This is a genomic window from Actinomadura gamaensis, assembly GCF_042652125.1.
GTDB classification, from domain to species: Bacteria; Actinomycetota; Actinomycetes; order Streptosporangiales; family Streptosporangiaceae; genus Spirillospora; species Spirillospora gamaensis.
Window position 1 is genome coordinate 40,178 of the sequence record NZ_JBHSIT010000020.1, and the last position, 25,251, is coordinate 65,428.

General features: G+C 73.0%; 20 protein-coding genes. 14 read left to right on the forward strand and 6 right to left on the reverse strand.

Features of this window, described 5'->3' with window-relative positions:
• Nucleotides 1-31 precede the first annotated feature (31 nt).
• From ACFPCY_RS41395 to ACFPCY_RS41415, 5 genes are all read left to right on the forward strand, one after another.
• Nucleotides 32-607 carry a TetR/AcrR family transcriptional regulator gene (locus tag ACFPCY_RS41395; RefSeq protein WP_378265070.1) on the forward strand — a complete coding sequence of 192 codons (576 nt, stop codon included), beginning with the start codon at nt 32-34 and terminating at the stop codon, nt 605-607.
• Nucleotides 608-705: 98 nt separating this feature from the next.
• Nucleotides 706-1,887, forward strand: a complete 1,182-nt coding sequence (locus tag ACFPCY_RS41400) for an acyl-CoA dehydrogenase family protein (protein WP_378265072.1) — start codon at nt 706-708, stop codon at nt 1,885-1,887.
• 130 nt (nt 1,888-2,017) lie between these two features.
• Nucleotides 2,018-3,460, forward strand: coding sequence for an MFS transporter (locus ACFPCY_RS41405; protein WP_378265074.1), 1,443 nt, complete (start codon nt 2,018-2,020; stop codon nt 3,458-3,460).
• Nucleotides 3,461-3,933: 473 nt separating this feature from the next.
• The gene (locus ACFPCY_RS41410; RefSeq protein WP_378265076.1) at nt 3,934-4,590 is read left to right on the forward strand and encodes a response regulator transcription factor; all 657 of its coding nucleotides are present in this window, start codon (nt 3,934-3,936) and stop codon (nt 4,588-4,590) included.
• Nucleotides 4,587-5,954: a sensor histidine kinase gene (locus tag ACFPCY_RS41415; RefSeq protein ID WP_378265078.1), complete on the forward strand. Its 1,368-nt coding sequence runs from the start codon at nt 4,587-4,589 to the stop codon at nt 5,952-5,954. Before ACFPCY_RS41410 ends, ACFPCY_RS41415 begins: the two co-directional genes overlap by 4 nt.
• Before the next feature lie 46 nt (nt 5,955-6,000).
• Here the strand turns inward: ACFPCY_RS41415 and ACFPCY_RS41420 are convergent, their stop codons facing one another.
• Together ACFPCY_RS41420 and ACFPCY_RS41425 are read right to left on the reverse strand one after the other, a co-directional pair.
• The gene (locus ACFPCY_RS41420; protein ID WP_378265080.1) at nt 6,001-6,936 is read right to left on the reverse strand and encodes a TAXI family TRAP transporter solute-binding subunit; all 936 of its coding nucleotides are present in this window, start codon (nt 6,934-6,936) and stop codon (nt 6,001-6,003) included.
• Nucleotides 6,933-8,447: a class I adenylate-forming enzyme family protein gene (locus ACFPCY_RS41425; RefSeq protein WP_378265082.1), complete on the reverse strand. Its 1,515-nt coding sequence runs from the start codon at nt 8,445-8,447 to the stop codon at nt 6,933-6,935. Before ACFPCY_RS41425 ends, ACFPCY_RS41420 begins: the two co-directional genes overlap by 4 nt.
• Nucleotides 8,448-8,681: 234 nt before the next feature.
• Here ACFPCY_RS41425 and ACFPCY_RS41430 point away from each other — a divergent pair, with 234 nt between their 5' ends.
• Both ACFPCY_RS41430 and ACFPCY_RS41435 read left to right on the forward strand, forming a co-directional pair.
• The gene (locus ACFPCY_RS41430) at nt 8,682-9,230 is read left to right on the forward strand and encodes an SRPBCC family protein (protein ID WP_378265084.1); all 549 of its coding nucleotides are present in this window, start codon (nt 8,682-8,684) and stop codon (nt 9,228-9,230) included.
• A 256-nt stretch (nt 9,231-9,486) separates the two neighbouring features.
• Complete coding sequence (locus ACFPCY_RS41435; RefSeq protein ID WP_378265086.1) at nt 9,487-10,239, forward strand: response regulator transcription factor; 753 nt, start codon at nt 9,487-9,489, stop codon at nt 10,237-10,239.
• 195 nt (nt 10,240-10,434) lie between these two features.
• On the opposite strand, the gene ACFPCY_RS41440 is transcribed toward ACFPCY_RS41435, so the two are convergent.
• Complete coding sequence (locus tag ACFPCY_RS41440) at nt 10,435-10,836, reverse strand: DUF4352 domain-containing protein (RefSeq protein ID WP_378265088.1); 402 nt, start codon at nt 10,834-10,836, stop codon at nt 10,435-10,437.
• Nucleotides 10,837-11,415: 579 nt separating this feature from the next.
• On the opposite strand from ACFPCY_RS41440, the gene ACFPCY_RS41445 reads away from it, so the two are divergent.
• From ACFPCY_RS41445 to ACFPCY_RS41470, 6 genes are all read left to right on the forward strand, one after another.
• The gene (locus ACFPCY_RS41445) at nt 11,416-12,522 is read left to right on the forward strand and encodes an NAD(P)-dependent alcohol dehydrogenase (RefSeq protein ID WP_378265090.1); all 1,107 of its coding nucleotides are present in this window, start codon (nt 11,416-11,418) and stop codon (nt 12,520-12,522) included.
• Nucleotides 12,523-13,545, forward strand: a complete 1,023-nt coding sequence (locus ACFPCY_RS41450) for an ACP S-malonyltransferase (protein ID WP_378265092.1) — start codon at nt 12,523-12,525, stop codon at nt 13,543-13,545.
• Nucleotides 13,542-13,793, forward strand: a complete 252-nt coding sequence (locus ACFPCY_RS41455; RefSeq protein WP_378265094.1) for an acyl carrier protein — start codon at nt 13,542-13,544, stop codon at nt 13,791-13,793. The genes ACFPCY_RS41450 and ACFPCY_RS41455 overlap by 4 nt, the downstream gene beginning before the upstream one ends.
• A complete protein-coding gene (locus ACFPCY_RS41460; protein WP_378265096.1) occupies nt 13,790-16,228 on the forward strand; it encodes a beta-ketoacyl synthase N-terminal-like domain-containing protein in 2,439 nt (812 codons plus the stop codon). Before ACFPCY_RS41455 ends, ACFPCY_RS41460 begins: the two co-directional genes overlap by 4 nt.
• Before the next feature lie 11 nt (nt 16,229-16,239).
• Nucleotides 16,240-18,768: an SDR family NAD(P)-dependent oxidoreductase gene (locus ACFPCY_RS41465; RefSeq protein ID WP_378265098.1), complete on the forward strand. Its 2,529-nt coding sequence runs from the start codon at nt 16,240-16,242 to the stop codon at nt 18,766-18,768.
• Between the two features lie 103 nt (nt 18,769-18,871).
• The gene (locus tag ACFPCY_RS41470; RefSeq protein WP_378265100.1) at nt 18,872-20,161 is read left to right on the forward strand and encodes a wax ester/triacylglycerol synthase domain-containing protein; all 1,290 of its coding nucleotides are present in this window, start codon (nt 18,872-18,874) and stop codon (nt 20,159-20,161) included.
• Between the two features lie 79 nt (nt 20,162-20,240).
• Here ACFPCY_RS41470 and ACFPCY_RS41475 read toward each other — a convergent pair whose 3' ends face one another.
• The 3 genes from ACFPCY_RS41475 to ACFPCY_RS41485 all read right to left on the reverse strand — a co-directional run bounded on the left by ACFPCY_RS41475 (nt 20,241) and on the right by ACFPCY_RS41485 (nt 24,128).
• Nucleotides 20,241-21,758: an ABC1 kinase family protein gene (locus ACFPCY_RS41475; RefSeq protein ID WP_378265102.1), complete on the reverse strand. Its 1,518-nt coding sequence runs from the start codon at nt 21,756-21,758 to the stop codon at nt 20,241-20,243.
• Nucleotides 21,759-21,878: 120 nt separating this feature from the next.
• On the reverse strand, nt 21,879-22,256 hold the full coding sequence (locus tag ACFPCY_RS41480; protein WP_378265104.1) for a hypothetical protein: 378 nt from the start codon (nt 22,254-22,256) through the stop codon (nt 21,879-21,881).
• A gap of 381 nt (nt 22,257-22,637) precedes the next feature.
• Nucleotides 22,638-24,128, reverse strand: a complete 1,491-nt coding sequence (locus tag ACFPCY_RS41485) for a GMC oxidoreductase (protein ID WP_378265106.1) — start codon at nt 24,126-24,128, stop codon at nt 22,638-22,640.
• 216 nt (nt 24,129-24,344) lie between these two features.
• On the opposite strand from ACFPCY_RS41485, the gene ACFPCY_RS41490 reads away from it, so the two are divergent.
• On the forward strand, nt 24,345-25,247 hold the full coding sequence (locus ACFPCY_RS41490) for an alpha/beta hydrolase (RefSeq protein WP_378265108.1): 903 nt from the start codon (nt 24,345-24,347) through the stop codon (nt 25,245-25,247).
• The last annotated feature ends 4 nt before the right edge of the window (nt 25,248-25,251 follow it).

Sequence of the window (25,251 nt, forward strand, 5' to 3'; positions counted from 1 at the left end):
GTCCACGGACATACGAGCTAGGATGACCGCCATGGCCGCTTCCACCGGTGGCAGGCGCCGCGCCGACGCCGAGCGCAACATCGCCCGGATCGTGTCCGCCGCGCGCGCCCGGCTCAGCTCGGACCCGAACGCCAAGGTCGAGGACATCGCCAAGGCGGCCGGCGTGGGACGCATGACGCTGTACGGGCACTTCCGCACCCGTCCCGAACTGGTCGAGGCCGCGCTGACCGACGCGCTGGAGGCGGGCGAGAGGACCCTGTCGGCGATCGACCTCACGGGGGACGCCCGCGAGGCGATGGCCCGCCTCCTCGCGTCGAGCTGGGGGCTCGTGGCCGAATCGTCGGCCCTGCTGAGCGCGGCCGAGGACGTCCTGCCGCCCGAGCGGATCCGGGACGTGCACGACGCGCCCGCGGCGCGGATGGCCGACCTCATCCGGCGCGGCCAGGAGCAGGGCGCGTTCCGCACCGACATGCCCGCCGACTGGCTGGTCGAGGTCGTGCACTACATCCTGCACGGCGCGTCCGGCCGGCTCCGCCAGGGCCACTTGACCGAGCAGGACGCGGCGGAGCTGGTGACGAAGTCGATCCAGTCAGTGCTGACCGGCTGAGCCGGACCGGGCGGCTCTATGCGTCCCGCCCCGATGTCAGTGAGCACTTACGGCATGGGCTACCGTGGCGGCGCAGACGACGTCGGTAGGAGGCGCGAGTGGACTTCGACCTGCCCGAGAGCGCGGCGGCCGTGCGGGAGGGCGTCCAGGCGATCGCCCGCGAGTACGACCAGGCGTACTGGGACCGGTGCGACGCGGAGAAGCGGTGGCCCGAGGAGGTCTGGCGGGACCTGGTCGCGGGCGGCTGGCACAGCCTGGCGATCCCCGAGGAGTACGGCGGCGCGGGCCAGGGCCTGCTGGAGCTCGCCGTGGCGCTGGAGAGCCTGGCCGAGGGCGGCGCGGGCGGCGCGGCGTCCTTCATGTACCTGCTCACCCCGGCGTTCGGCGGCCTGACGATCGCGCGGCACGGCACCGGCGCGCAGCGCCGCGAGTTCCTGCCCCGCATCGCCTCGGGCGAGCTCGAGACCTGCTTCGCGATCACCGAGCCGGACGCCGGCAGCAACGCGATCGAGATCGCGACGCGGGCGCGGCTCGACGGCGACCACTACGTCGTGTCCGGCCAGAAGATCTGGATCTCCGGGGTGGAACGCGCCGACTTCCTGGTGCTGGTCGCCCGGACGATCCCCGCCGCCGAGGCGAAGCCGCGCACGAACGGCTTCACCGTCCTGCTGGTGGACGTGAAGGAGGCCGTCGCGGACGGCACGCTCAGCTACCGTCCGATCCCGAAGCTCGGCACGAACACCGTCGCGTCCAGCATGGTGTTCCTGGACGAGGTGCGCGTCCCGGCGGAGCGGGTGCTCGGCGCGCCCGACGAGGGTTTCGCCGTCCTGTGGGACATCCTGAACCCGGAGCGGATCCTCGCGGCGGCGAGCGGCGTCGGGTTCGGCGAATTGGTGCTGCGCCACGCCTGCGACTACGCGCGCGACCGCGCGCCGTTCGGCCGTCCGATCGGGACGAACCAGGCGGTCGCGTTCCCGCTCGCGCGGATCAAGGCGCAGCTCGAACTGGCGCGGCTCATGACCCACAAGGCGGCCTGGCTCTGGGACGCGGGCCGCCCGTGCGGCTCGGAGGCCAACATCGCCAAGCTGACCGCGGCGGACGCCGCGTGGCAGGCCGCCGACCGCGCGTTCCAGACGTACGGCGGCATGGCGTACTCCCTGGAGTACCCGATCGCCCGGATGTTCCGCGACGCGCGCATCGCCAAGAACATCCCGGTCGCCGAGGAACTCGTCCTGGCGCACATCGCGCAGCACGAACTCGGCCTCCCCCGCTCGTACTGACCGTCCGAATCTTTCCGGCGTGTTAACGGCGGATTAGGTCTGGCCGTCCAGATCTGGACCGGACGGCCGGGCGCGGAGAGGCTCCCTGCACCGGCGTTCCCCCGGCGCCGTGAATCGCAGGAGGTCAAGCGTGTCCCGTCCCGGACTGAGGAGTCCCGGCCCGAACGATCCCGCCGCGCAGAACGACGCCCCGCCGAACGGCGCCGCACGGAACGGCGCCGCACGGAACGGCCCGGCGCGCGTTCCGTGGCGGGCGGTGTTCGGCGGCTCGGTCGGCAACCTCGTCGAGTGGTACGACTGGTTCGTCTACGCCAGCTTCGCCACCTACTTCGCCTCGGCGTTCTTCCCCAAGGGGAACGCCACGGCGCAGCTGCTGAACACGGCGGGCATCTTCGCCGTCGGGTTCTTCATGCGTCCGGTCGGAGGCTGGCTGCTCGGCCGGTTCGCCGACCGGCGGGGCCGCAAGGCCGCGCTCACGCTCACGGTCACGCTGATGTCCGGCAGCGCGCTGCTCATCGCGGTCGCCCCGACCTACGGGTCGGTGGGGTACTTCGGCGCGGTGGTGCTGCTGGTCGCGCGGCTCATGCAGGGCCTGTCGGTCGGCGGCGAGTACGCGGCCAGCTCGACCTACCTCACCGAGGCCACCCCGCCCGGCCGGCGCGGGCTCGCCTCCAGCTTCCAGTACGTGTCGATGACGGCCGGCCAGCTGATCGGGCTCGGGCTGCAGATCGTCCTGCAGCGGACGATGAGCGAGGACGCGCTGAAGTCCTACGGCTGGCGCATCCCGTTCGTGGTCGGAGCGCTCGCCGCGGCCGTCATCTTCTACCTGCGGCGGCGCCTGCTGGAGACCGAGGCGTTCACCGAGGAGACCGGCCGCGAGGGCGCGCCCGCCGGCACCGATGGCGGCGCCGGCGCTCCGGTGCGCGAGCGCGGGACCGTCCGCGAGCTGCTGCGGCACCGCCGCGAGGCGGCCCTGGTGATCGCGCTGACCATGGGCGGGACGCTGGCGTACTACACCTACACGACGTACCTGACCAAGTACCTGTCCAACACGGCGGGCCTGCCCAAGAGCACCGCGTCCCTGGTGAGCTTCTGGGCGCTGCTGGTGTTCGCGCTGCTCCAGCCGCTCGCCGGGGCGCTGTCGGACCGCATCGGACGGCGCCCGCTGCTCATGGCGTTCGGCGTCGGCGGGACGATCGGGACGGTGCCGCTGATGACCGCGCTCGGCCACGCGTCCGGCTTCTGGAGCGCGTTCGCGCTGATGCTCGCGGGGCTGGTCGTCGTCACCGGGTACACGTCCATCAACGCGGTCGTGAAGGCCGAGCTGTTCCCCACGCACGTGCGGGCGCTCGGCGTCGCGCTGCCCTACGCGATCTCGAACGCGCTGTTCGGCGGCACCGCCGAGTACGTCGCGCTCTGGTTCAAGAAGGCCGGTGCCGAGTCCGGCTTCTTCTGGTACGTCGCCGCGTGCGCGGCGGTGTCGCTGATCGTGTACGTCCGCATGCGCGAGACGCGGGACACCGCGATGTCCCGCCGGGAGCGTGCCGCCGAGGCCACTCCCGCGCGCGTGTAGCCAGGAGCGCGCGGACACCGCCTCCGCGCGCGTGTAGCAGCCAGGGGCGCGCGGACGCCGCGTCCGCGCGCCCCCGCAGCCCTCCCCGCCCGGACGGGCGGGACCCGCCGACCGAGGTGATCGCATGCCGGAGCCCGACGACGAGCTTCCTCCGCTCCCTCCTCCCCCGCGCACGCACCCGCTGCCGCCACCACTCACCGACCTCAGCCGGGAGAACCCGACCAGCCGCGCCGAAGTGTGGATCGTCCGGCACTCCGAACACCCCGGCGTTTCCGGCCGAACCACCCCGGACGGAGCCGCACCGGGCCGAGCCGAAGCGGGCCGAGCCGAAGCGGGCCGGAGCGGCGCCGGTAACCGCAACGACCGAGGCGGCCCCAGTCACGGCGGGACGGACGGCAGTGCGTCGGACCGCGCGTGAGGGCCGGACGGACCGGACGCTGCGGCCGCGGCGCCGGACCTCTAGCCTGGCGGCCATGCGCGTTCTGCTGGTCGAGGACGACCTGCGCCTCGCCGCCGCCCTCGGCACCCACCTGCGGCGTGCCGGGTACGAGGTCAGGCACACCCGGACGGCCGCCGACGGCGTCCGGATGGCGGCCGACGCCGACTTCGTGCTGCTCGATCTCGGCCTGCCCGACTGCGACGGCCTGAAGGCGCTGGAGCGGCTGCGGCGCGGCTCGGACGTGCCGCTCATCGTGGTGACCGCGCGCGCCGGGGACGTGCTGAAGGGCCTGCACCGGGGCGCGGACGACTACCTGGTGAAGCCCGTCCGCCCGGACGAGCTGCTGGCCCGGATGCAGGCGGTGGTGCGCCGCACCGCGCGGCCCTCCCGCGTCCAGCGGCTGACCGTCGGGGACGTCGTCGTGGACGTCCCCGCCCGGCGCGTGACGGTCGAGGGCCGGGACGTGGCGCTGACCCGCCGCGAGTTCGACGTGCTGGCCCTGCTGGCGAGCCGTCCGGGCGAGGTGTGCGCGCGGGAGGAGATCCTGCTGGCGCTGTGGGGCGACACGTCCCTGTCGGCGTCGCGGGCGCTGAACGTGCACGTGCGCAACATCCGCGGCAAGACCGGGCGGGCCTGGCTGATCGTGACGCTGGTGGGCACCGGCTACCGGCTCGGGGACGGCCCGGCGTGAGGACCAGGCTCGTCGCCGTCCTGACCACCCTGGTCGTGCTGGTCATCGCGGGCCTGGCGGTGCCGCTCGGCGGCGCGTACGCCTCGCACCGGACGGGTCGCCTCCTGCTGGACCGCCGCGCCGACGCGACGCGCTTCGCCGAGCTCGCCGACCTGGCGGCGCGCACCGGCGACCGCGCCTCGCTGCAACCCGAGATCGCCCGGTACGCCGAGCTGTACGGCGCGTCGGTGTGGATCGGGGACCGCGACGGGGTCCCGGTCGCGCGGGCGGGCGGCGCGCTCGTCCCGGACCACCGGGCGACGGAGCTGGCGCTGTCCGGACGGACCACCGACGCGCTGCCGTCGCTGACGCCGTTCGGGCCGCGGCACGTGCTGATCGCCGAGCCGTCCGGCCGGGACGCGCAGATCTCCGGCGCGGTGCTGCTGCTCGCGCCGACCGCCGACGCCCGCGCCGACATCGCGCGCGTGTGGGGCGCGCTGCTGCTGGCCGGGCTCGCCGTGCTGGCGTTCGCGGTGCTGGTCGCGCGGGGCCTGGCCCGCTGGATCCTGCGCCCGGTCACCGAGCTGGACGAGGCGACCCGGCGCATCGCCGAGGGCGAGATGGGCGCGCGCACCGCCGCGGACGTCGGGCCGCCGGAGCTGCGGCGGCTGGAGCAGCGGTTCAACGACATGGTCGAGGCGGTCGGCGCCGCGATGAAGCGGCAGCGCGAGTTCGCCTCGAACGCCTCGCACGAGCTGCGCAACCCGCTCGCCGCGCTGATGTTCCGGCTGGAGAACCTGCGCCCGTTCCTGGATCCGGCCGGCGAGCCGGAGTTCCGGGAGACCTCCGACGAGCTGAACCGGCTGGCCAAGACCGTCACGGACCTGCTGGACCTCGCGCAGAGCGAGGCGGGCGCGCCGATCGCCCGCGAGCTCGACGTGGTCGCCGAGCTGGCGCCGAAGCTGGAGTCCTGGCGGGAGGTGTTCGACGCGCTGGAGATCGCGTTCACGGTGCGGCTGCCGCCGCGCCTGCCGGTCCGGGCCGTCCCGGACGCGGTGGCGCGCATCGCCGACATCGCCTTGGACAACGCGCACAAGTTCGTCCCGTCCGGAGGAACGGTCGCGGTCACGCTGGACGCGGACGCCCTGGTCCTGCGCATCGCCGACGACGGCCCGGGACTGACCGAAGAGGAACGCGCCCACGCCGTGGAACGGCACTGGCGCGCCCCGGCCCACGCCGACCTGCCCGGCAGCGGCCTCGGCCTCCCGATCGCCGCCGCGCTCGCCGAATCCTGCGGCGGACGCCTCACCCTGGCCGCCAACCACCCCCACGGCCTCTCCGTCGAACTCCACTTCCAGAACGACCGATCAAACGCACAATCCTGAGCGACCGAACACGTCCGAACACGACCGCGCTCAAGGGCGCACGTGTTCAGCCGTAGACGGAGCGGTAGTAGCGGGCGGCGCCGGGATGCAGCGGTACCGCGCCCGTGCCGATCGCGAAGCGGCGGTCGAGCCGTCCGCCGGGCGCCTCGGGAGCCTCCAGGCGGTCACGGCTGGTGAACAGGCGCTCGGTCACCCGGTAGGCGACGTCGCGCGGCAGGTTCACCCGGCACATCAGGTAGCTCGCCGTGCTGACCGTCTCGACCGGTTCGTCCTCGCCGTACGCCCGCGCCGGGATGGCCGCCGGGTCGTAGACCGGCCCGTAGGCCCTGCGCAGCTCGCCCACCAGCCGCTCGTCCAGGGGGACGAGCCGGATGCGGACCCGCCGGGACAGCGCGGTGAGCGCGGGCGTCGGCACGCCGCCCGACCAGAACGCGGCCGCGATCTCGCCCTTCACCAGCGCCTGGATCGACCGGTCCAGGCCGTACCGGACGACGCGGGCCGGCCGGGCGAGCCGCGCGACGGCCAGGACGCGTTCGGCGGTGACGGCGGTGCCCGAGCCGTCCGCGCCGAGGGAGACCGGCCGCCCGGCGAGGTCGGAGACCCTGGCGACCGGCGAATCGGCGCGCACCACGAGGTGGACGTGGTTCATGTACATGCGGGCGAGCGCGTCGACCCGCCGGTGCTCCACCCGGACGGCCCGGTCGGCGCTGTCGGCGAGCGCGAACCCGAGGTCGGCGCGCCCGTCCGCCAGCATGGCCAGGTTCTGGACGCTGGCGTTGGTCGGCACGACGCTCACCGTGAACCCGCCGCGCCGCAGCTCGGCCGCGAACCTGTCCCCCAGCGCCTGGTACGGGCCGCCCTTCTCCCCCGTGACCAGCCGCAGGACGGTCCGCTCGCCCGAACCGCCGCATCCCGCCGCCAGCACGTCCGCGCCGCCCGCCACGGCGGCGGCGGACGCGACCAGGAAGCGACGGCGGTTCATGGCCGCACGGTACCCCGGTTCGGCGGGTCGTCCGGTGGCGTGTCCGTTTCGGGGAGGCGGACGGCCTTGGCGGGGTCGTGCGCGGCGCGCAGCTCGCGCTTGAGGATCTTCCCGGAGTGGTTGCGCGGGATCGCCTCGACCAGCTCGTACCAGCGGGGACGCTTGAACCCGCCGAGGCGGCCCCGGCAGTGGGCGTCGAGGTCGGCGGGCGCCACGTCGCCGCGCGTGACGACCAGGGCCTTCACCGCCTCGCCCCAGCGCCGGTCCGGGACGCCGACGACCGCGACGTCCAGCACGGCGGGATGGTCGGCCAGGACTCGCTCGACCTCGGCGCAGTAGACGTTCTCGCCGCCGGACTTGACCATGTCCTTGGCGCGGTCCACGAAGTACAGGTAGCCGTCGGCGTCCAGGCGCAGCAGGTCGCCGGTGCGGAGCCAGCCGCCGCGCAGCGCCTCGGCGGTCGCCTCGGGAAGGCCGGCGTATCCGCTCATCAGCGTCGCGCCGCGCACGAGCAGCTCGCCCGCCTCGCCCGGCGGCGCGTCCACCGCGACGTCGAAGGGCGGGAGCGGACGTCCGACCGTGCCGGGACGTTCGAGCTCGTCGGCGAGCGTGGACACCGACACGAAGTTCCCCGCCTCGGTCGACCCGTAGATGCCCCGGTAGTCGATGCCGAGGTCGCGCAGGACGGTCAGGGTGCGGGCGCGTTCGGTGGCGGCGATGCCGAACAGCAGCCGCAGCGATTCGGGCGCCGCCGCCTCGTGGCGGAGGGCGCGTCCGGTGCCGGTGGGGAAGATCGCGACGGTGACGCCGTGCTCCGCGATGACCGGCCACAGCTGCTCGGGCGCGGGACCGGGCGGCAGCACGAGCGTCCCGCCGACCGCGAGCTGCGCGAGCGCGACCCCGTACCCGGCGACGTGGAACAGCGGCAGCGCGCCGAGCATCCGGTCGTCGCCGGTGAGGCCGAGCGCCTGCACCACGTTGGCGGACGCCACGACCCACGCCCGGTTCGACAGCAGGCACCCTTTCGGACGTCCGGTCGTCCCGGACGTGTAGAGCTGCATGACGGGCGCTTCGGCGTCCGGGCGCGGCAGATCCGTTTCGGGTGCGCCGATGAGCGCGTTCTCGGTGTCCGGGCCGAGCGTCCAGCAGGTGAGGCCGAGCAGGCCGCCCGCGCGGGCGAGCGGCTCCAGCGCCGGGTGGACGATCGCGTGCCGGGCGCGCGCGTCCTCCACCTGGAACCGGATCTCCTCGGCGCTCAGCCGGACGTTCAGCGGGACGACCGCCGCACCGACAAGGGACGCCCCGAACGCCGCCTCCAGCACGTCCGGGACGTTCACGCTCAGCAGAGCGATCCGATCGCCCGCGCGCACTCCCCCGGCGGCCAGCGCCCGCCGCCAGGCCTCGGCGCGCTCGCCCAGCTCCCGGTAGGTGCGCCGGCGGCCGTCCCAGGCGACGGCGGTGCGTTCCGGCCACAGCGTCGCGCCCCGGTGGGCCAGATCGGCGAGCAGCACGGCGTCCTCCCGGTCGTCGGCGCCGGAACGGATCCGGCGACGCGTCCGATGATGCCGCGAACGTTGCCTGGATCACACCCCCGGTGGAGCATGGGACGTGATGATCCGCACCGCCCGAACCACCCCGTGCCCCACCCCCTGCCCCACCCCTTGAACCGCCCCGCAGGTCCCGCGCCGCGCGGTCTCCCGGTCGATCCGCGCGGCACGGACCGTCCGTGCCCCGAGGAGCCCGCCATGCCCGAGACCCCCACCGCTCCCTCCCCGCGAACCCCCGCCACCCCCTCGCCGCGAACTCCCGGCACCCCGCCCGACCGGCCGACCGCCGGACCGTCGCTGCTGCCGCCCGTCCAGGCGCCCGCGTACGCCAGCGCCGTCCTGCCCGCGTCCGCCGACCGCGTCTGGGCGTACCTGCGCGACTTCGGCAACCTCGCCGAGTGGATGCCCGGCGTGGACACCGGCGTCATCGAGGACGGCGGCCCGTCGGACCGCGTCGGCTGCGTCCGCCGCATCATCGGCCCGGGCGACACCGTGTTCCGCGAGCGCCTGATCTCCCTGGACGACGAGACCCGCACTTACCGGTACGAAGTGCTCGAATGTCCACTGCCCGTCCGCCGCTGCCGCGCGACGCTCCGGGTCGTCCCGGTGACCGTCACCGGAGAGGCGTTCGTGGAATGGTCGGCCGAATTCTCCGCGAACGCCGACGACGAAGAGGCCATGGCCAAGACCCTCACCATCGGCATCTACGCCACCGGCCTGGCCGCGCTGGCCACACGCTTCTCCTGAAGCACCGTTCCGTTGCCCGCGTCGCCTCGCCGGCGCGCGTCCTCGCGGCATCACTGCTGAAGAGCCGCTCTGGCAGCGTCGCTGCGCTGTGCGGCGTCCTGCGGTGGAACCGAGGCCGGAGCCTCGCGCCGACAGCCCCGTGCCCCCCGGCACCAGGCTTCCGGCCTCGCTTCGCCCCCGCTTGTCCGACGTTAGTCACGCGCCGCGTCCGGCGGCATGGGGAACAATACGTATTGACCGCCCTCCGGAGCGCCGGATGACGCCACCGATGGACCCACGCGAGCTGAGCTACCAGTGCGACGGGCTCCCCGACCGGGCCGCCCGTCTCGCCGCCGTGGCCGCCTGCCTGAGCGAGGCCATCGGCGCGGACGTCGTCGGCTGGGCGGCCGTCGACCTCGCGGCCTGCACGGCGGAGATCCGCAGCGACCCGGCCGCCGCCCCCGCGGACGAGCGGCGGCTCGTCTCCGTGCTGGCCGACATCCCGACCGTCCGCCACTACCGGCGCAGCCCCCGCACCCGCGAACCGCTGCGGATCAGCGACCTGGTCGCCGCCCGCGAATGGCGCAACCACCCCGCCTACCTGGGCTTCTACCGCCCGATGGGCCTCCTGCACCACATGGCGCTGTCGATCGGCCCGCGCACGCCGCTGCGCGGCGCGGGCTGGTACCTCCTCCGGTCCGGGTCCGACTTCCCCGACTCGGCCCTGGACCTCGTCCGCTCGCTACGGCCCGTCCTGACCGTCCTCGACCTCGCGTTCCCTTCCGGCGGCGCGGTCCCGTCCGGCGCGCAAGCCCGCGACGAGGCGCGTCGGCGGGCAGGGCTCACCGCACGAGAACTGGACGTCCTGGCCCTGCTGGCGGACGGCCTGACCGCCCGCCAGATCGCGACCCTGCGCCGGATCAGCGTCCGGACGGTCGGCAAGCACCTCGAGCACATCTACGACAAACTCGGCTTCCGCGACCGCCTGCAAGCGGTCACCGAAGCCCGCCGCCTCGGCCTGATCCCCTGACCACCCCGCCCCCTCGCCCTGACCCCGCGACCACCCCGCGCCCTCGGCCCGATCCCGCGACCACCCCGCGCCCTCGGCCCGATCCCGCGACCGCCTCGCCACCTCGGCCTGACCCCGTGACCGCCTCGCCACCTCGGCCTGACCCCGTGACCGCCCCGCCGCCTCGGCCTGATCCCGTGACCGCCTCGTCACCCGCTAGACGCCGGCGCCCAGCTTGAGCTGAGCGACCGCCTTCGGCCTGACGCCCTCGGGAAGGTCGTAGACCAGCACCACGGTCGTCCTCGCGCCCGGTCGGAGGTCGTTGACCTTGCCGTGTCCGACCAGGACGGTCTGCCCGAACGTCTGGTCCCACTCGGGCGCGAACTCCGAACCGTCCGCCGCGTACAGCGAGAGGTGCGCGGGCGGGTAGACGGGGTGATCGGTGATGTTGCGCATCGAAACCCGCACCAGCAGGAAGCGGCCGTCGGGCCGCGTCGTGCCATGCAACGGATCACTCAACGACGCGGCCCACGAGGTGCCCGAAACAGCGGCCTCGAAGTCGCTGAGCGGGGACTCCAGCGTCCCGTTGTGCACGACCAGCCCCGGTGACGGAGCCACCGGCACCGCCGTCCGCGACGCCCCGGACCGAGGAGCCGGGCTGGCCGTCTCCGAAGAGCTCGGCCAGCTCGATGGGACCGCCTCCGGAGCGGCCGCCCGGGAATTCGACGAACACCCGGCCGCGAGGAGCACGACGGTGAGGCCCAGGATTCTTATCACCAGCGCAGCATCCCATGTCCCCGAGCCACCGTTCGCAACGTTCTCGCTCTCGTGCACCGATGATTCCCGCGGAGGCGGGGTGAAATTTTCATCGAAGCGAATTGCACGCCCACGTGTGGCGGGTGTTGACGCTGTGGCGGGGCGAATTGACCTAAAGGTCAGTTGTAACTGTCTCCGACTTCAGGCATCTCTTGATTGACATCCGTGTCCGACCAGTTTGTACTCTGTTTGTCGGAGGAGAACTTTCGCCATGCACGTCAATTGAACACCGGGCGCGAGCATTGTTTTCCCTGCCTCGACCGCGCCCGGCCGAGCGAAAGTAGATGAGGATTTGATTGTTCTGCCGTTCTGCCGGGCCATCGGAAACGACTTCGTCGCCGCGGCGACGACGGGCGCCCGACCGCAGAGAGCGCCGGTCCCGTGCTGATCACCGCGGCGCTGACCGAGGCGGCGGGCGCGCCGTTCGTGCTGCGGGAGGTCGAGCTGGACGCGCCCCGTCCGGGCGAGGTGCTGGTGCGGCTGGTCAGCGCCGGCATCTGCCACAGCGATCTCATCGTCCGCGACCGTTGGTTCCCCGTTCCCCTGCCCATCGTGCTGGGGCACGAGGGCGCGGGTGTCGTGGAGGAGGTCGGCGGCGACTCGGCCGAGGTCCGGGTCGGCGACCACGTGGTGCTCAGCTTCGACTCGTGCGGCGCCTGCGCCCGTTGCCGCCGGGGCGCTCCGGCCTACTGCGCCGACTTCGTCGCCCGCAACTTCAGCGGTGTCCGCGGTGACGGGTCGACGCCGATGCGGAGCGGCTCCGCTGCCGTCCACGGCTTCTTCTTCGGCCAGTCCTCGTTCGCCACCCATGCGCTGGCGCCCGTCCGAAGTGTCACCCCGATGCCCCGTGACCTGCCCCTGGAGCTGCTGGGACCGCTGGGCTGCGGGGTGCAGACCGGAGCGGGGAGCGTGCTGAACTCCCTGGCCTGCGAGCCGGGCAGCGGCATCGCGGTCTTCGGCGCGGGGTCGGTCGGGTGCAGCGCGGTGATGGCCGCCGTGATCGCCGGATGCGACCCCATCGTGGCGATCGGCCGCAACCGCGCCCGGCTGCGGCTGGCCGAGGAACTCGGCGCCACCCACACCGTCGAGCTCGGCCGCGCCGAACCCGTCGGGCGAGTGCGGGAACTGACCGGCGGCAGGGGGATCGACTACACGCTCGAGGCCACCGGCGTGCCGGAGATCCTGCGGATGGCGGTGGACGCGCTGCACTCCTCCGGCGTCTGCGGCGTGGTCGGCGGTGCGGCACCGGGCACCGAGGTGGCGCTGGAGATGTCGGGGCTGATGTTCGGCCGGCAGGTGCGCGGCATCGTCGAGGGCGACAGCATTCCGCAACTCTTCCTCCCGGTCCTGGCCGATCTGCACGTTCGAGGGCGGCTGCCGTTCGACCGGATGGTGAGCCTCTATCCGTTCGCCGAGATCAACCAGGCGGCCCGCGATTCCCAGCGAGGCGGATGCCTGAAGCCGGTCCTCCACTTCAAAGGGTTCTGAATGGTGCGCACGGCCCTGATGTTCCCAGGACTGGGAGCCTTTTTTCCGGCTGCTTTCCGCTACCATTCCACGGCCCGGCGGATCGCCGTCGAGACCGCTGCGCAGATCGATCCGGTCGTATGCGAGTACGGCCTCGCACCGGTCGGCCCGTCGCTTCTGGACGGCGAACCCCTCGACACCGCCCCCGGTTCCCCGGTCGCCGACACGGAGAGCACCGATGCGGAGACCACCGACACGGGGATCGCCGACACCATGGTCCTGGCGGTCTACGCCGCCGAGATCACCTGTTACCGCGTCCTTCGCGAGGAAGGGCGCATCGCCGGTGACGTCCTGATCGGGCACAGCCTCGGCGAATACGCGGCGCTGGTGGCGGCCGGCGCGTTCTCGGTCGCCGATGGGGCACGCCTGCTGTGCGAGCGCAGCGCCTCGCTGCGCCGGTGCCGGATCCCTCCCGGGGCGATGCTGGCGGTGTCGGTGAGCCGACGCTACGCCGAACGGTGGGCGCGGCAGGCCGAGGACGTCGTGGTGGCCGCAGTGAACGGGCCCGAGCAGGTCGTCCTGTCCGGACGCGAGGACGAGATCCTGGCTCTCCAGGCCCGGCTCACCAGCGAGGGCCACGCCGCGACGCTGCTGCGCACCGGTCGGCTCCCCCACCATCACCCCCTGCTGACCAAGGCCTATCTGGACTACACCTGGCGCGTCCAAAGCGTCGCGCAAGAACCGCTGCGGCGCGCCGTCCATTCGCCGCTGCTCAGGCGCCGCTATCGGGCCTGCGACGACCTGCGCCAGGCGCTCGCCCTGCAGATGATCCTGCCCGTGGACTTCCTGGGCGCCGTGACGGAGCTCCGCGGCGACGGGATCGAGGACTTCATCGAATGCGGGCTGCGGTGCGCCCTGACCAACCTGCTCTCGGTGGCGGCCCCGGACGCGCGGGCGGCGGCCCCGTTCCGAATGCGCACCACCCCCCACGACCTGCGCAACGCTCTGGACGCCTTGCGACCCGCCCTTCAGGAGGACCCGTGATCCCCGCACGTGACGAACTGATCGCACAGCTCAGGACCATGTACGCCCAGGCGCTCGAGTTCCCGGTCGAGGTCGTGACCGCCGACGTGGACCTGGAGGCGGAGCTGGGGCTGGACTCGTTGCAGAACACGATGGTGCTGGCGCTGGCCACCGACCGGTGGCGGCTTCCGTCCTCGCTCGGCGCCCAGGAGCCTCCGACACCCCTGACGGTCGAGGCGGTCGCCGACAGGATCCTGCGCTCGTCATGAGCGCGCACACCTCCCGCGCGCTGGTGGCGGTCGTGGGCATGGGACTGGTCACGCCCGGCGCCAGCGGTCCCGAGGACTTCTGGGAACTGCTCAGGACCGACCGTCCGGTGTTCGGTGAACCCGTCCGCCGCTACGACCCGCACGCCTTCCACTCCGCCGATCCCGATGCCGCGGACCGCACCTACGGGCGGACCTTCGGCGAGATCACCGGGTTCGTCCCGCACCGCCGGCTGGAACCCGAATGGACGGCGGACTCCGCCGACCTCCAGGTCGGCTGGCTGCGGCACAGCCTGCTCCAAGCCCTGGACACTGCCGCGCTACCGCCGGACGGGCGCTGCGGCTTGTACGTGGCCGCCAGCAGCGAGGCCAGCCACGAGCTGGACGCCGCCCTCGCCGCCGACCTGGCCGCCGCGGGCATGGCAGTGCACTCGGCGGCCGGCCCCGAGGGGCATCACGGTGCCGGTGTTCGTGACGAGGTCGAGGACGTCCGCGCTCGGATCCGCGCCGCGATCGCCGAGACGGAGCGCTGCGCCGACCGGCACCACTGCCGGTTCCTGCCGCACGAACAGGTCCGGCGGGCCGCCTGCGGCGTCCTTCCGGACGACACCCGGACGCTGGTGGTGGACAACATCTGCCCCGCGGGCCTGTACGCCGTCGATCTCGGGGTCACCCGCCTGATCGACGGAGAGGTCGACATCGCCTTCTGCGGCGGCATGAGCGCCCACGGCCCGCTGCGGCAGGTGTACTTCGCCAAGATGGGGGCGCTGTCGCGCTCGGGCGACGTGCGGGCCTTCGACGCCGCCGCCGACGGGACCATGTTCTCCGACGGCGCGGCGGCGGTGGCGCTCAAGCGCCTGGACGACGCGCACCGCGACGGCGACGCCGTGCTCGGCGTGCTGGTGGGCTTCGGCGGCGCCAGCGACGGCGGCGGCAAGGCGATCTTCGCCCCGAATCCGACCGGGCAGGTCCGGGCGATGCGCCGCGCGCACGAGGTCAACGCCGTCCCCGCTTCCGAGGTGGCGTGGGTGGTGGCGCACGGTACGGCCACCGTCACCGGCGACCACGTGGAGCTGTGCTCCATCGCGACCGCCTACGCCGAAAAACCGACCTGGGCGACCTCGAACAAGACCATCGCCGGGCACACCGGCATGGCGTGCGGGATCGTCTCCCTCATCCAGGCGATCACCGGGCTGAACAAGGGCGTCGTTCCGGCGCAGCGGCGTTTCACCGCCAGGGCCGGCGGGGCCGCCGACCAAGAGCAGGCCCGTGTCCCCACCGAGGACGTGCCGCTCACCCCACCGGCCGCTTCCGACGGCTCGGCTGCTCGCGACGGCTCGGCCGCAGGTCCGACGCCACGGCCGCTGGTCGGCGTGTTCGCCTGCGGGCTCGGCGGTATCAACGGTCATCTCCTGGTGCAGCACCCCGACCGTCCGGTCGGCGGCCTGGTATCGGCCCGGCCTTGCACCGACCAGGAGGTGGCGGTGGTCGGCTGGAGCGCCGTGCTGCCCGGGTACCCCGACAGGGCAGCCGTCCGGCAGCTGCTGGCCGATCCGGGCGCGCCGCTTCCGGCGGCCAGCTTCGGCGAGCACTTCGATCCTCCGCCCTTCAGCCGGGTCCGCGTCGCACCGGGGATCGCCCGGCAGATCGACCGCTGCCAGCACCTGGCGCTGCTCGCGGTCGCCGATTTCGTCGACCACCACGGCCGGTGCTGGGACGGCTTGGAAGAGCGGACCGGTGTCTTCGGCGTCCACTACGGTTCCACCCACCTGGGCGCCGACTCCACGGTGCGGGGGTTCGCCGACGCCCTGCGGCGCAGGTTCGCGGGAACCCCCGACGAGAAGGCGTGCGAGGCGTTCCTGAGCGAGCACGGCGCGAGGACCGCGCCGATCGGGCCCTACACCCTCCCCGGCAGGATGCCGTGCGTGGCGCTGGGCTGGATCGCCAACCGCCACGACCTGCACGGGCCCACGATGATCCTGGACTGCGGGCTGGACTCGGGGCTGGCAGCGATCCACGTCGCGTCCGGACAGTTGCGACGCGGGGAACTCGACGTGGCGCTGGTGCTCGGACTGAACACCGGCCCGCCCCGGGAGACGGCCCGCTTTCTGGGAGTGGACCCGCACGAGATCGCCGAGGGCGCGTTCCTACTCGCGCTGACCCGCCGTAAGGTCGCCGCCGCGCGCGGCTGGAACGTTCCCGCGCTGGTCAGCACGTGCACGACTCCCCCCAGCACCGCGATCGCCACCGGGGAGTGCGGGCTGGGCGCGGGCGCGGTCACCGGACGTCCGACCTACCTCGCCGCGGACGGTGTGGTCGCCGTGATGCGCGCCATCGAACAACGACCGCGCCTGCCACGCAGGTTGGACGGGCCGTCGGGCTTCGCCGTCACCGTCCTGCCGCCGACGGATCCGTCTCCCGCGCAGAGGTGGCGGTGATGGAACGGCACGTGGCGGTTTTCAGGCCGCGCCCGGCGGTTCCCGTCCGTGGGGCGGTCCCCGCGCTGCCGGCCGGCGCACTGGTGCTCACCGAGGACCCGCGTATCGCCGCGCAGGTCAGGCTGCGAACGCGGAACGACCAGGTGCGCATCGTGTGCACCGGGCCTGAAGCGGCGGCGGCCGGACCCCTCCCCTGGGCCGAGCCCGCGATGCTGGACGGACTGCTGGGGAACCCTCCGGCGGCCAGGCACATCCGAGTGATCGTCTCGCTGCGGGACCTGTGCTGGCCGCAGTCTCCCGCTTCGTCGCTGATCGCGTTGCAGGAGCTGATGTTCCTGGCCGCCCGACGCCTGGCCGCAGACGATCAGTCCCGACACGCTCCCTCGGAGGGCACTTCCACCGCTCCACGCGCCACCGGTGACTCGTTGGCCGTGCTGGTCCTGGACCCGCTCAAAGGCGGTGTCCCGCACCCGCACTCGGCCTTGCTGACCGGCTTGGTCAAATGCCTGCGCTGGGAGCTGCCCGACCTCTGCGCCTACGCCGTGGTGACCGACGCCGGCGCCCTGGACCTGGCGCTACGGCAACTCGCCGACGAGTCGACCCGTCCGCGTGGCCTGCCGGTCGTCCACTACAGGGACGGACGCCGCTGGGAAGAACACCTGGTGCCGGCCCCCGCCGGCAGCCTCGGTGGGGGCCTTAGCAGCGGCTTCGGCGGGACCGCCGCGCGGCCAGGTGTCGACGACGCCAGCGTCATCGTGGCGGCCGGTGGAGCGCGCGGCATCACCGCCACCGCCCTGCGAGGGCTGCTGCGGTCCGCGCGTCCCACCCTGTGGCTACTGGGCAGCGCCCCCTTGGAGCAGATGGTCCCGCAGGTTCGCGCACTGGGCCGACGAGACCGGCGCACCTACATCGCCGACCGGTTGCGGGAGGCGCCCGGCACCGGGGTCGCCGAGGCGGGCGCCGAGTACGACCGACTGCGCAACGCCCGCGAAGCACTGCGGACCCTCCAGTTGATGAAGGACCACTGCGGAGCCTCCCGCGTCCACTATCAAACCTGCGACGTCACCGACCGCGAAGCGGTCCGGCGGGCCGCCGAGGCTGTCCACCGCACCACCGACCACGTGGACCTGCTGATCAACGCGGCGGGCATCGGCGGCGCCCGGCGCCTCGCCGCCAAGTCCCTGGACGTCTACCGGCGCGTGCGCAGCGTGAAGGTGGACGGCTACCTCCACCTGAAGGCGGCGTTCGACCACCCGCCGCCCGGCCGGTGGTGCAGCTTCAGCTCCATCGCCGGACTGGTGGGGCTGCCGGGCGAGAGCGACTACGGCCCGGCCAACGACATGCTCGACCTCGCCGCGCGCTACGAGGCCGCGCACCGCGGCCGCGACGAACTCGCCATCTGCTGGACGATGTGGGGCGAGTCGGGATTGGGGCCCCGTTCGGCCTTCGTCGCCCACACCCGGCGCACCGGCCACCTGAGCCTGCTCAGCGACGAGGAGGGGCAGCGGCTGTTCCTCACCGAACTCGGCGCCGTCCGGCCTCCCGGGCAGGACGTCGTCTGTCATCTGGGGGCGGCCGAACAACGCTCCCTCCGGGACCGGTTCCCCGATCTTCCGCGGCCCGAGGCGTTCCTCGACGAGCCGCCCGAAGGCCAACGGGACGCCGCCGGTGCATCCGTCGATGTCCCCGCCCGGGCCGGTCGGCGCCCTCCCACCCGTCAGGCACCGATCCCGCGGCCGCACCGGCGGCGCGCGAAGCGGAACGGACGGTCCTTGCAGGTGTCCTGGGAGCTGGACCTGTCCGGGCACGACTACCTCACCGGTCACCGGCGCGGCCACCGCGCGGTCCTTCCCGGCGCCCTCGCCGTCGAGCTCGCCGTCCAGGCCGTGCACAGGCTCGCCGGTGCCGTCCCGGTGACAACGGTGAACGACGTGGCGTTCCGCGCGCCCGTCGCGCTGCGACCCCGTCTGGCGCGCTATGAACTGGCGGCCTCCCATGACCCGGCCCAAGGGGACGTCCGCGTGGAGATCTGCTCACGGGTCGAACATCCCTCGGCCCCGCCTACGCGCAGATCGCACATGTCGGCCGATGTCGCCCTCGGTCACCCGGGCCGGCCCGTGACCGGACCGCCACTCCCGCCTCCCCGCACGGGGAACGGCCGATCCGGCGCGGTGGCCAGGCTGACCGGTGTGTTCGCCGGTATCGACGCCCTGGAACACACTCCCGACGGCGTGATCGCGACATGGCACATCGAGATACCCGACCACCAGCGGAAACACTTCGAACGGATGCGCACTCCGTGGATCCTCCTGGACGCCCTGCTCCAGACCGCCGCCGCGCTCCCCACCCCCGGAGCGTTGGCCACGCCTGGTCGCATCACCGCCGTCACCCTGATCCCCGGCGACAACGACCTGCTGCTGAGCGACCGCCACCCCACCGGCCTAAGGCTGGCGGTCGGAGCCGACCGTTCGCAGGCCACCGCGACCGCTCCCGACGGGCAGGTGCTCCTCCGTGTCCAGGGGCTGCGTCTCGTCCCCTGACCCCGCCCGAACGCCCCGTCCCAACGCCCTGTCCGAATGCCCGTCCCAAACGCCCACTCCAACGCCCCGTCCGAACGTCATCGTCCGACCGGAAGAGGTAGGCATGTCCCTCGCACGCCCCGGCGCCCAGCGCACGTCACCGCAGGACGGCCCGCGTCCGCTCGGCTTCTTCGACAGGTTCTTCCTGGAGGCCGCCGACCCCGCCGAGCACCACCCCGAGCTGCACATCGGCGGCCTGCTGATCCTCGGCGGGCCCCCTCCCGAGACGGCGCTGTTGCAGCGCTACCTCGCCGACCAGATCAAGCAGATCCCCGCACTCGGTTACCGGCTGGCCGCCCGCGCCGACCGGTGGGAGCCCGACCCCGCCTTCGATCCCCTGGCGCACCTGACCGAACGTCGGCTCGCTCCCGGTGACGACGTGATCGACGCGGGACGGCAGGAGGTCACCCGTCCCTTCGACCGGGAGCGTCCCCTGTGGGGGATCACGTGCCTGCACGGGTACGCCACCGATGAGTACGCCTTGTGCTACCGCGCCCACCATGCTTTTCAGGACGGTATGGCCATCTTGAGCGTGGCCCAGAGCCTGTTCCGCCCCGGTTCGCCACAGCGGTCGCACGAGACCGCGGGCACCGGGACCGCCACTCCGCGGCGGTGGCCGGCGCTCACCGACCTCGGCGTCCCGCTGACGCCGACCAGCGAGTGGACGCCCAATCGCGCCCCCCTGACCGGCGACCGCGCGCTGCACATCGCCCGGTTGGACCGTGTTCCGCTGCAGGAGATCGCCGAAGCGACCGGGACGACCGTCAACCAGGTGGCCCTGGCCGTGCTCAGCGGCGCGTTCCGCGCCTGGTCCCCGCAGGATTGGAAGGCCGCAGGCGGCGGGCGCGCCCCCGGGCGAGGGCTGCACGTGGCCGTCCCGGTCGACCTGCGGCCCAGGGCGGGCGGTCTGGAGCCGGGCAACCTGCTCGGAGTGATCCGCGTCGCCCTGCCCTGCCATCAGCCGTCACCGATCGAGCGGCTACGGCAGGTGCAGCGGCAGACCGGTGCGGAAAGGATCGCCCGGCATCGCGCCATGGACCGCGTCTTGTTGCGCAGGCTGCCCTACCGGCTGGCGCGGGCGGCGATGCTGAGAATCACCGCGCCCCGCTTCACCGCCTTGGCGGTGTCGACCCTCCGCGCGACGGCGGAGCTGGATCTCGACGGCGCGTCCGCCCGCGCGGTCTACGCCTTCCCGCCGCTCCTGCCCGGCCACCACGGGATGGTCATCATCATGGAGGGTTCCACCGAGGTGGTGTTCTCGCTGCTGTTCGACACGGCGGCGCCCCGGGCCGAGCTGCTTCCCGGCCTGCTGGAGAACGCCGCCGCCGAACTGCACGCCGCGGCCGTCCCCTGACCGGTGCGCGCCGGGCGGGTGCCGCTCAGCCCGTGCGCGCTCCCGGCGTCAGGGCCCCTCGCCCGGAAACGCCGGCGGGTCACCGGCGCGCGTCCCGGTGGCCGCGCAGCAAATGGGCGAGCACGGCGCCGGCCGCGACGCAGGCGGCTCCGGGGCCGAGCCGGTTCAGCAGACTGCTGCGCGGCGGCATCTGCCGGATGTCGAGCGCCAGGTCCCTGCTCGACAGGTCCTGCAGGACGCCGCGGGCCTGCTCCAAGCCGGTCGTCGCGCCCAGCGCCACGTCGGTGAGGATGCGCGCCGCCTGCGCTTCGGAGAACAGTTCGGTCGCCAGAAAGGACAGGATCCCGCTCATCTCCTCCTGGAACACCTCGATGATGGACAGTTCCGGAGCCAGATAGCGAACCGACCCCTCCATATTGGCGAAGGACTTCGCCAGGATGGAGACCATGGGGCTGGTGGCGATTCCCCGCTTGGTGGATCGTTTCAGCACCGTCCCCAGCAGGACACCGAAATTGAGTTCGTCCAGGGAGGCCGTGCGCACTCTCGGGACGACGCCCGCCATATCGCTGGCGAACGCCCGGAACTCGGTCCATTCGGTGGCGTACCCCATCTCCATCCATGCCCTGGCCGCGGCCTGGGCGTCGTTCTGCACCACACCCAGCAGCACCCGGAAAATCGAGATGCTGAGGCGGCGGTCGATGCTTCCCACCATTCCCCAGTCGATGATCGACGCCCGTTCCCCCGGCGCGACGAAGATGTTCCCCGGATGCGGATCGGCGTGGAAGGTGTGCTCCACGAAATAGCACCGGTACATCAGCGCGAGCAGGTCCCGGCCGATGGCCAGGCGTTCGCCCGGCGAGAAGTCCCCGGCCTTGGCGTCCCGGATGGAGGCACCCGGAGCCAGGCTCTGGATCAGCACGTGCGGGCCGGCGTAGAGGACCTCGGGGACCTCCAGCGTGGAGAACCGTGCGACGATGCCGCGCGCCCGGTCCATGTTGCCGGCCTCCAGCCGGAAGTCCAGCTCCGGCCGCATGGCATCGAAGATCACCATGAGCATGGCGTCGAGGTCCATGACGCCGGTGAAGCGGGGCGCGCACCGGCTCAGCAGGCGCGTCGCCCGGCGCAGCACGGCCATGTCCCGCCTGATGACCGGCGCGATGCCCGGCCGCTGGATCTTGACCACGGCCGGGCGGCGGTCGCGGAGCGTGACTCGGTACACCTGGGCCAGCGACGCCGCGCCCAGCGGCCGCTCGGTCTCCACATCCGCGAACCGGCGGGCCCAGTCGTCGCCCAGCTCCTGCTCCAGCACGGGGGCGAACCGCTCGAACGGCTCCGGGGTCACCCGGTCGTGGAGCTTGCCGAGCTCCTGCCGGACCGGCTCGGACACGAGGTCCGGCCGGGTCGACAGGATCTGGCCGACCTTGGTGTAGAAGGGGCCCAGCTCCTCGAACGCCCTGCGCACGGCCGCGGGGCGCCACTGCTCGGCCAGCCACGCCGAGCCGCCGGGGGCGCCCCGCAACCGCGCCCGCTGGCGGACCTCCTCGCCCAGCACCTCGGCGAGCACCTTGACCAGCAGCCGGACCCGGCCTTCGTCCATTCCAGTCCCTCCGGGGCGCGGCGGAAGCAAGCCGGTACCGCCCGACCGTCCTCGCCGAGCGGCCTGCCGGCGTCCGGGCCCTCCCGTGTGGGTGGCCGCGTGGGGTGGCCGTGTCGGTGGTTAGGAAGCGCCCTTCTCCGCCGTCTCGGCGCGCTCGTCCGTCAGGGTGTCGAGCCGGCGCGACAGCCGGTCCAGGTCATCTCGGAGATCGGCCAGCCGGTCGCGCAGTTCCGCGTCCAGGTCGTAGCGCCGCCCACGGCCGCGGTCCTCGTCGTACTCGAATTCGTCGTACTCGGGATCGTCTTCGCGGCGGTCATTGCGGTACCGGTTTCGCCGGCGCCCGCCGTCCCGGGTCTCCACCGCTCGGCGGACGGTGCCCCGGACGTCCCGCTCCACCTCCGATCCGCGATCCAGCACATCGTCCAGGAAATCCCGGGTGTCGTCGATGACGCTGCTCAGATAACGGCTGATTCCGCTGCGGGACCGCGGCCGGTCCACTTCTCGGCGGTAGGTGCTTCTGCTGTCTCGCGCAGGCATGTCCAGCCCTCCGTAGGAACCATTCCACCGCAGCGTAACACCATCACTTCAAAGGCGAACTTCCAGTGTTCCTGAACCTTACCCGCGTTTCCGCAGTGAACACAGTGATCGTTGACGGGCGAATTGCCGCCCGTTTATGAATTGCATCGTGAGGCTCAGAGAGGGCTGATCGTCAGCTTTTGCGCCACTCATTACTTGCTTCTGCGCCCTCATTTTCCTCACCTCCGGCGCGGGACCCGGGAAAACGATGTGCCGACCCGCGGGAAGGGCGAGGAAACCGGCATCCCCACTCGCGGGGGCGGTCGGCGCCCGCGGCGAACCGCGTGGGAGGACGCGGCTCGGCTACCGGACGAAATCGTCGATGATGTGGTCGAGGCAACGCTCGACGACGGCCGCGATGGTCAGCGCCGGATTGACTCCGGCCGTCGAGCCGGGCATGAGGGCCGCGTCGAGGCAGTACAGCCCCTGGTGGCCGTGCAGCCGCCCGTAGGCGTCGGTGGCCCGGCCCAGCACCGCGCCGCCGAGCGGATGCACGGTGAGGGGCGCCAATGCCGTCGGAGCGACGACGGTGGCGCCGCCGGGCACATGCCCGGCGGCCTGACCGGCCAGGTCCCGTATCCGGCGCCGAGCGGCGGCGTCGTTGTCGGCCGACCACTCCAGCCGGGCACGGCCGCCCCGATGGCGCCAGCGGCCCAGACGTTCGGAGATCCCCATGCCGGCCAGCGCCAGCAGCCCCGTCTCGACCGGCCACGGCAGCGGCATGTGGGTCAGCGCGGCCGTGCGCGTGTGGTCGCGCACGAGAAAGGACAGCGGACCCGCCTGGCGGCGGCCCGTCGCGGCGTGCCGGGCCTTGAGCAGGAGCACCTGGTCGGCGTTGGTGCCCCAGTCCGCGCCCACGTGCTCGTTCAACCCCGGAAGCGCACCAGTGGCGCGGGCGGTCGTCAGCATCCGCGGTGTGTGCACCCCGCCAGCCGCGAGGATCAGCTTCTCGCAGCTGATCACCAAGCGTCCGGCCACCGCACCATCGTCGCCGAGCCGGTCGACGGTGACCTGGTAGTCGCCATCGCCGGCCTGGGATATGTCCGTGACCCGGTGGAGCGGCCGCACGACCGTCCTGCCCGTCCGCTCGGCCCACGCCAGGTAGGTGCGGTCCACGCTCAACTTCGCGCCGCTATTGGTACCGGTGAAGATGTACTCGCCCGCGGTGACCGAGGCATCAGCGGTCCCGGCGAGTTCCGCGCGGACGACATCGAAGTCGTAGCCGTTGGGAATGCGCTCCACGGGCAGCCCCGACCGGTCGAGCGCCGACCGCCAGAGCCGATGGGAGCGGTACTGAGGATGGCGGAACAGGTCGTCGGGGAACGGGACGGCTCCCAGGCGCCGGCGCGCCCGCGGATAGTAGACGTCGTCGAGTTCCTCGTAGTCCACCGAATCGGGGAAGACCTGGCGGAACGGTCCAGCGAGCGGCTGGGGCAGCATCCCGCCGAAGGTGAGCGTCCCCCCGCCGACCCCGGCCCCGCACACGATCGTCAGGTCCCGGTGCGGGCTGATCTCCATCAGCCCGGTGGAACGGGGCAAGGCGGCGGCCACGGCCGCCCGCAGGAGCCGGACGGGCGCCGATCGGTCGGTCGCCAGCAGCGACGACGGTTCGCCGTCCCGCCAGATCAGCCGCCGGTCCGGCGCCGTCAAGGAGGGGAAGACGGCCTTCCGCCCGAGGACGGGCCAGCGCCGGCCGCGTTCCAGCACGACGTTGTCGACGCCGGCCCGGGCGAGCCGGAAGGCGGTCACGCTGCCTCCGATGCCGGAGCCGATGATCACAACGCGATGCCGCACCACCAGGTTCCTTCCGCCGCTGATCGGCCAGGTCCCTGGTTCGACCATCCCAGAGAACCGCATCGGCCGACAGCGGCCCGGCGGTCACGGTTGGCAGGCGGCCGGTCCCGTCCGGGTGACGGATTGCGCTCCCCTCGTCGACGCTCCGAGGGTGGGCGACGGCGGCACCGGGTAGACCTGCGAGACAAGGCTCAGAAAAGGCGCATCGAGCCCATCATGGCCAAGCTTCCCTCTCCGGTCGTCCGAGCGATGGCGCGCGGCGGACTCAAGCACGTGGCCGGGGCACCGGTGCCGTTGAGCTGGAGGCGCGCCTACCTGGAGGGCATCGCACGGCGCCTTCCCCTGCCCGCGGACGTCACCGTCCGCCGGACGTCCCTCGACGGCATCCCGTCGATCCGCGTCCAGCCCCGCTCCGGGACCTCAGCCCTGCACGTCCTGCACTTCCACGGCGGCGGTTTCGTCGCCGGGTCACCGCGCTTCTCCCTCTCCTTCGCCGGCCACCTGGCCCTGGCCTGCGGCTGCACGGTCGAGCTGCCGGACTACCGCAAGGCCCCGGAACACCCCTATCCGGCCGCGCCGAAGGACGCCTGGACGGCCTACCGAGCCCTGACCGAATCAGACATCCGCCCTGGGCGGCTTGTCCTCGCGGGCGACTCCGCCGGCGCGGCCCTGGCATTAAGCGTGGCGCTCAAGGTACGCGACCGGGAACTGCCGCCACCGCCTGCGGTGGTCCTGCTCTCGCCCTGGATCGACCTCGACGCCCCGCGGCCGGACGATCGCCTGCGTGCGGCCGACCCCGTCCTGTCGGCACGGGCCACCAGGCGCATCGCGCGGCTCTACGCCTCGCCGGAGCAGCGACACGGCGCATCTCCCGCCCGTGCCTCCCTGGTCGGGCTGCCCCATCTGATCGTGCGTTGCGGGGAGCGCGAGACCCTGCGGCCCCAAGTGCAGGAGTTCGTCTCGCGCGCCCGCGCCGCAGCGGTCCCCGTGACGTACCAGGTGCTGCCGAAGGCGTGGCATGACATCCACATCTTCGCCGCCGTCGCCACCGAAGCCCACCGCGCCGTCGAAGAGCTGGCTGCCACGCTCATCGAAACGACGGCCGCCACCGAGCCCTGACCCC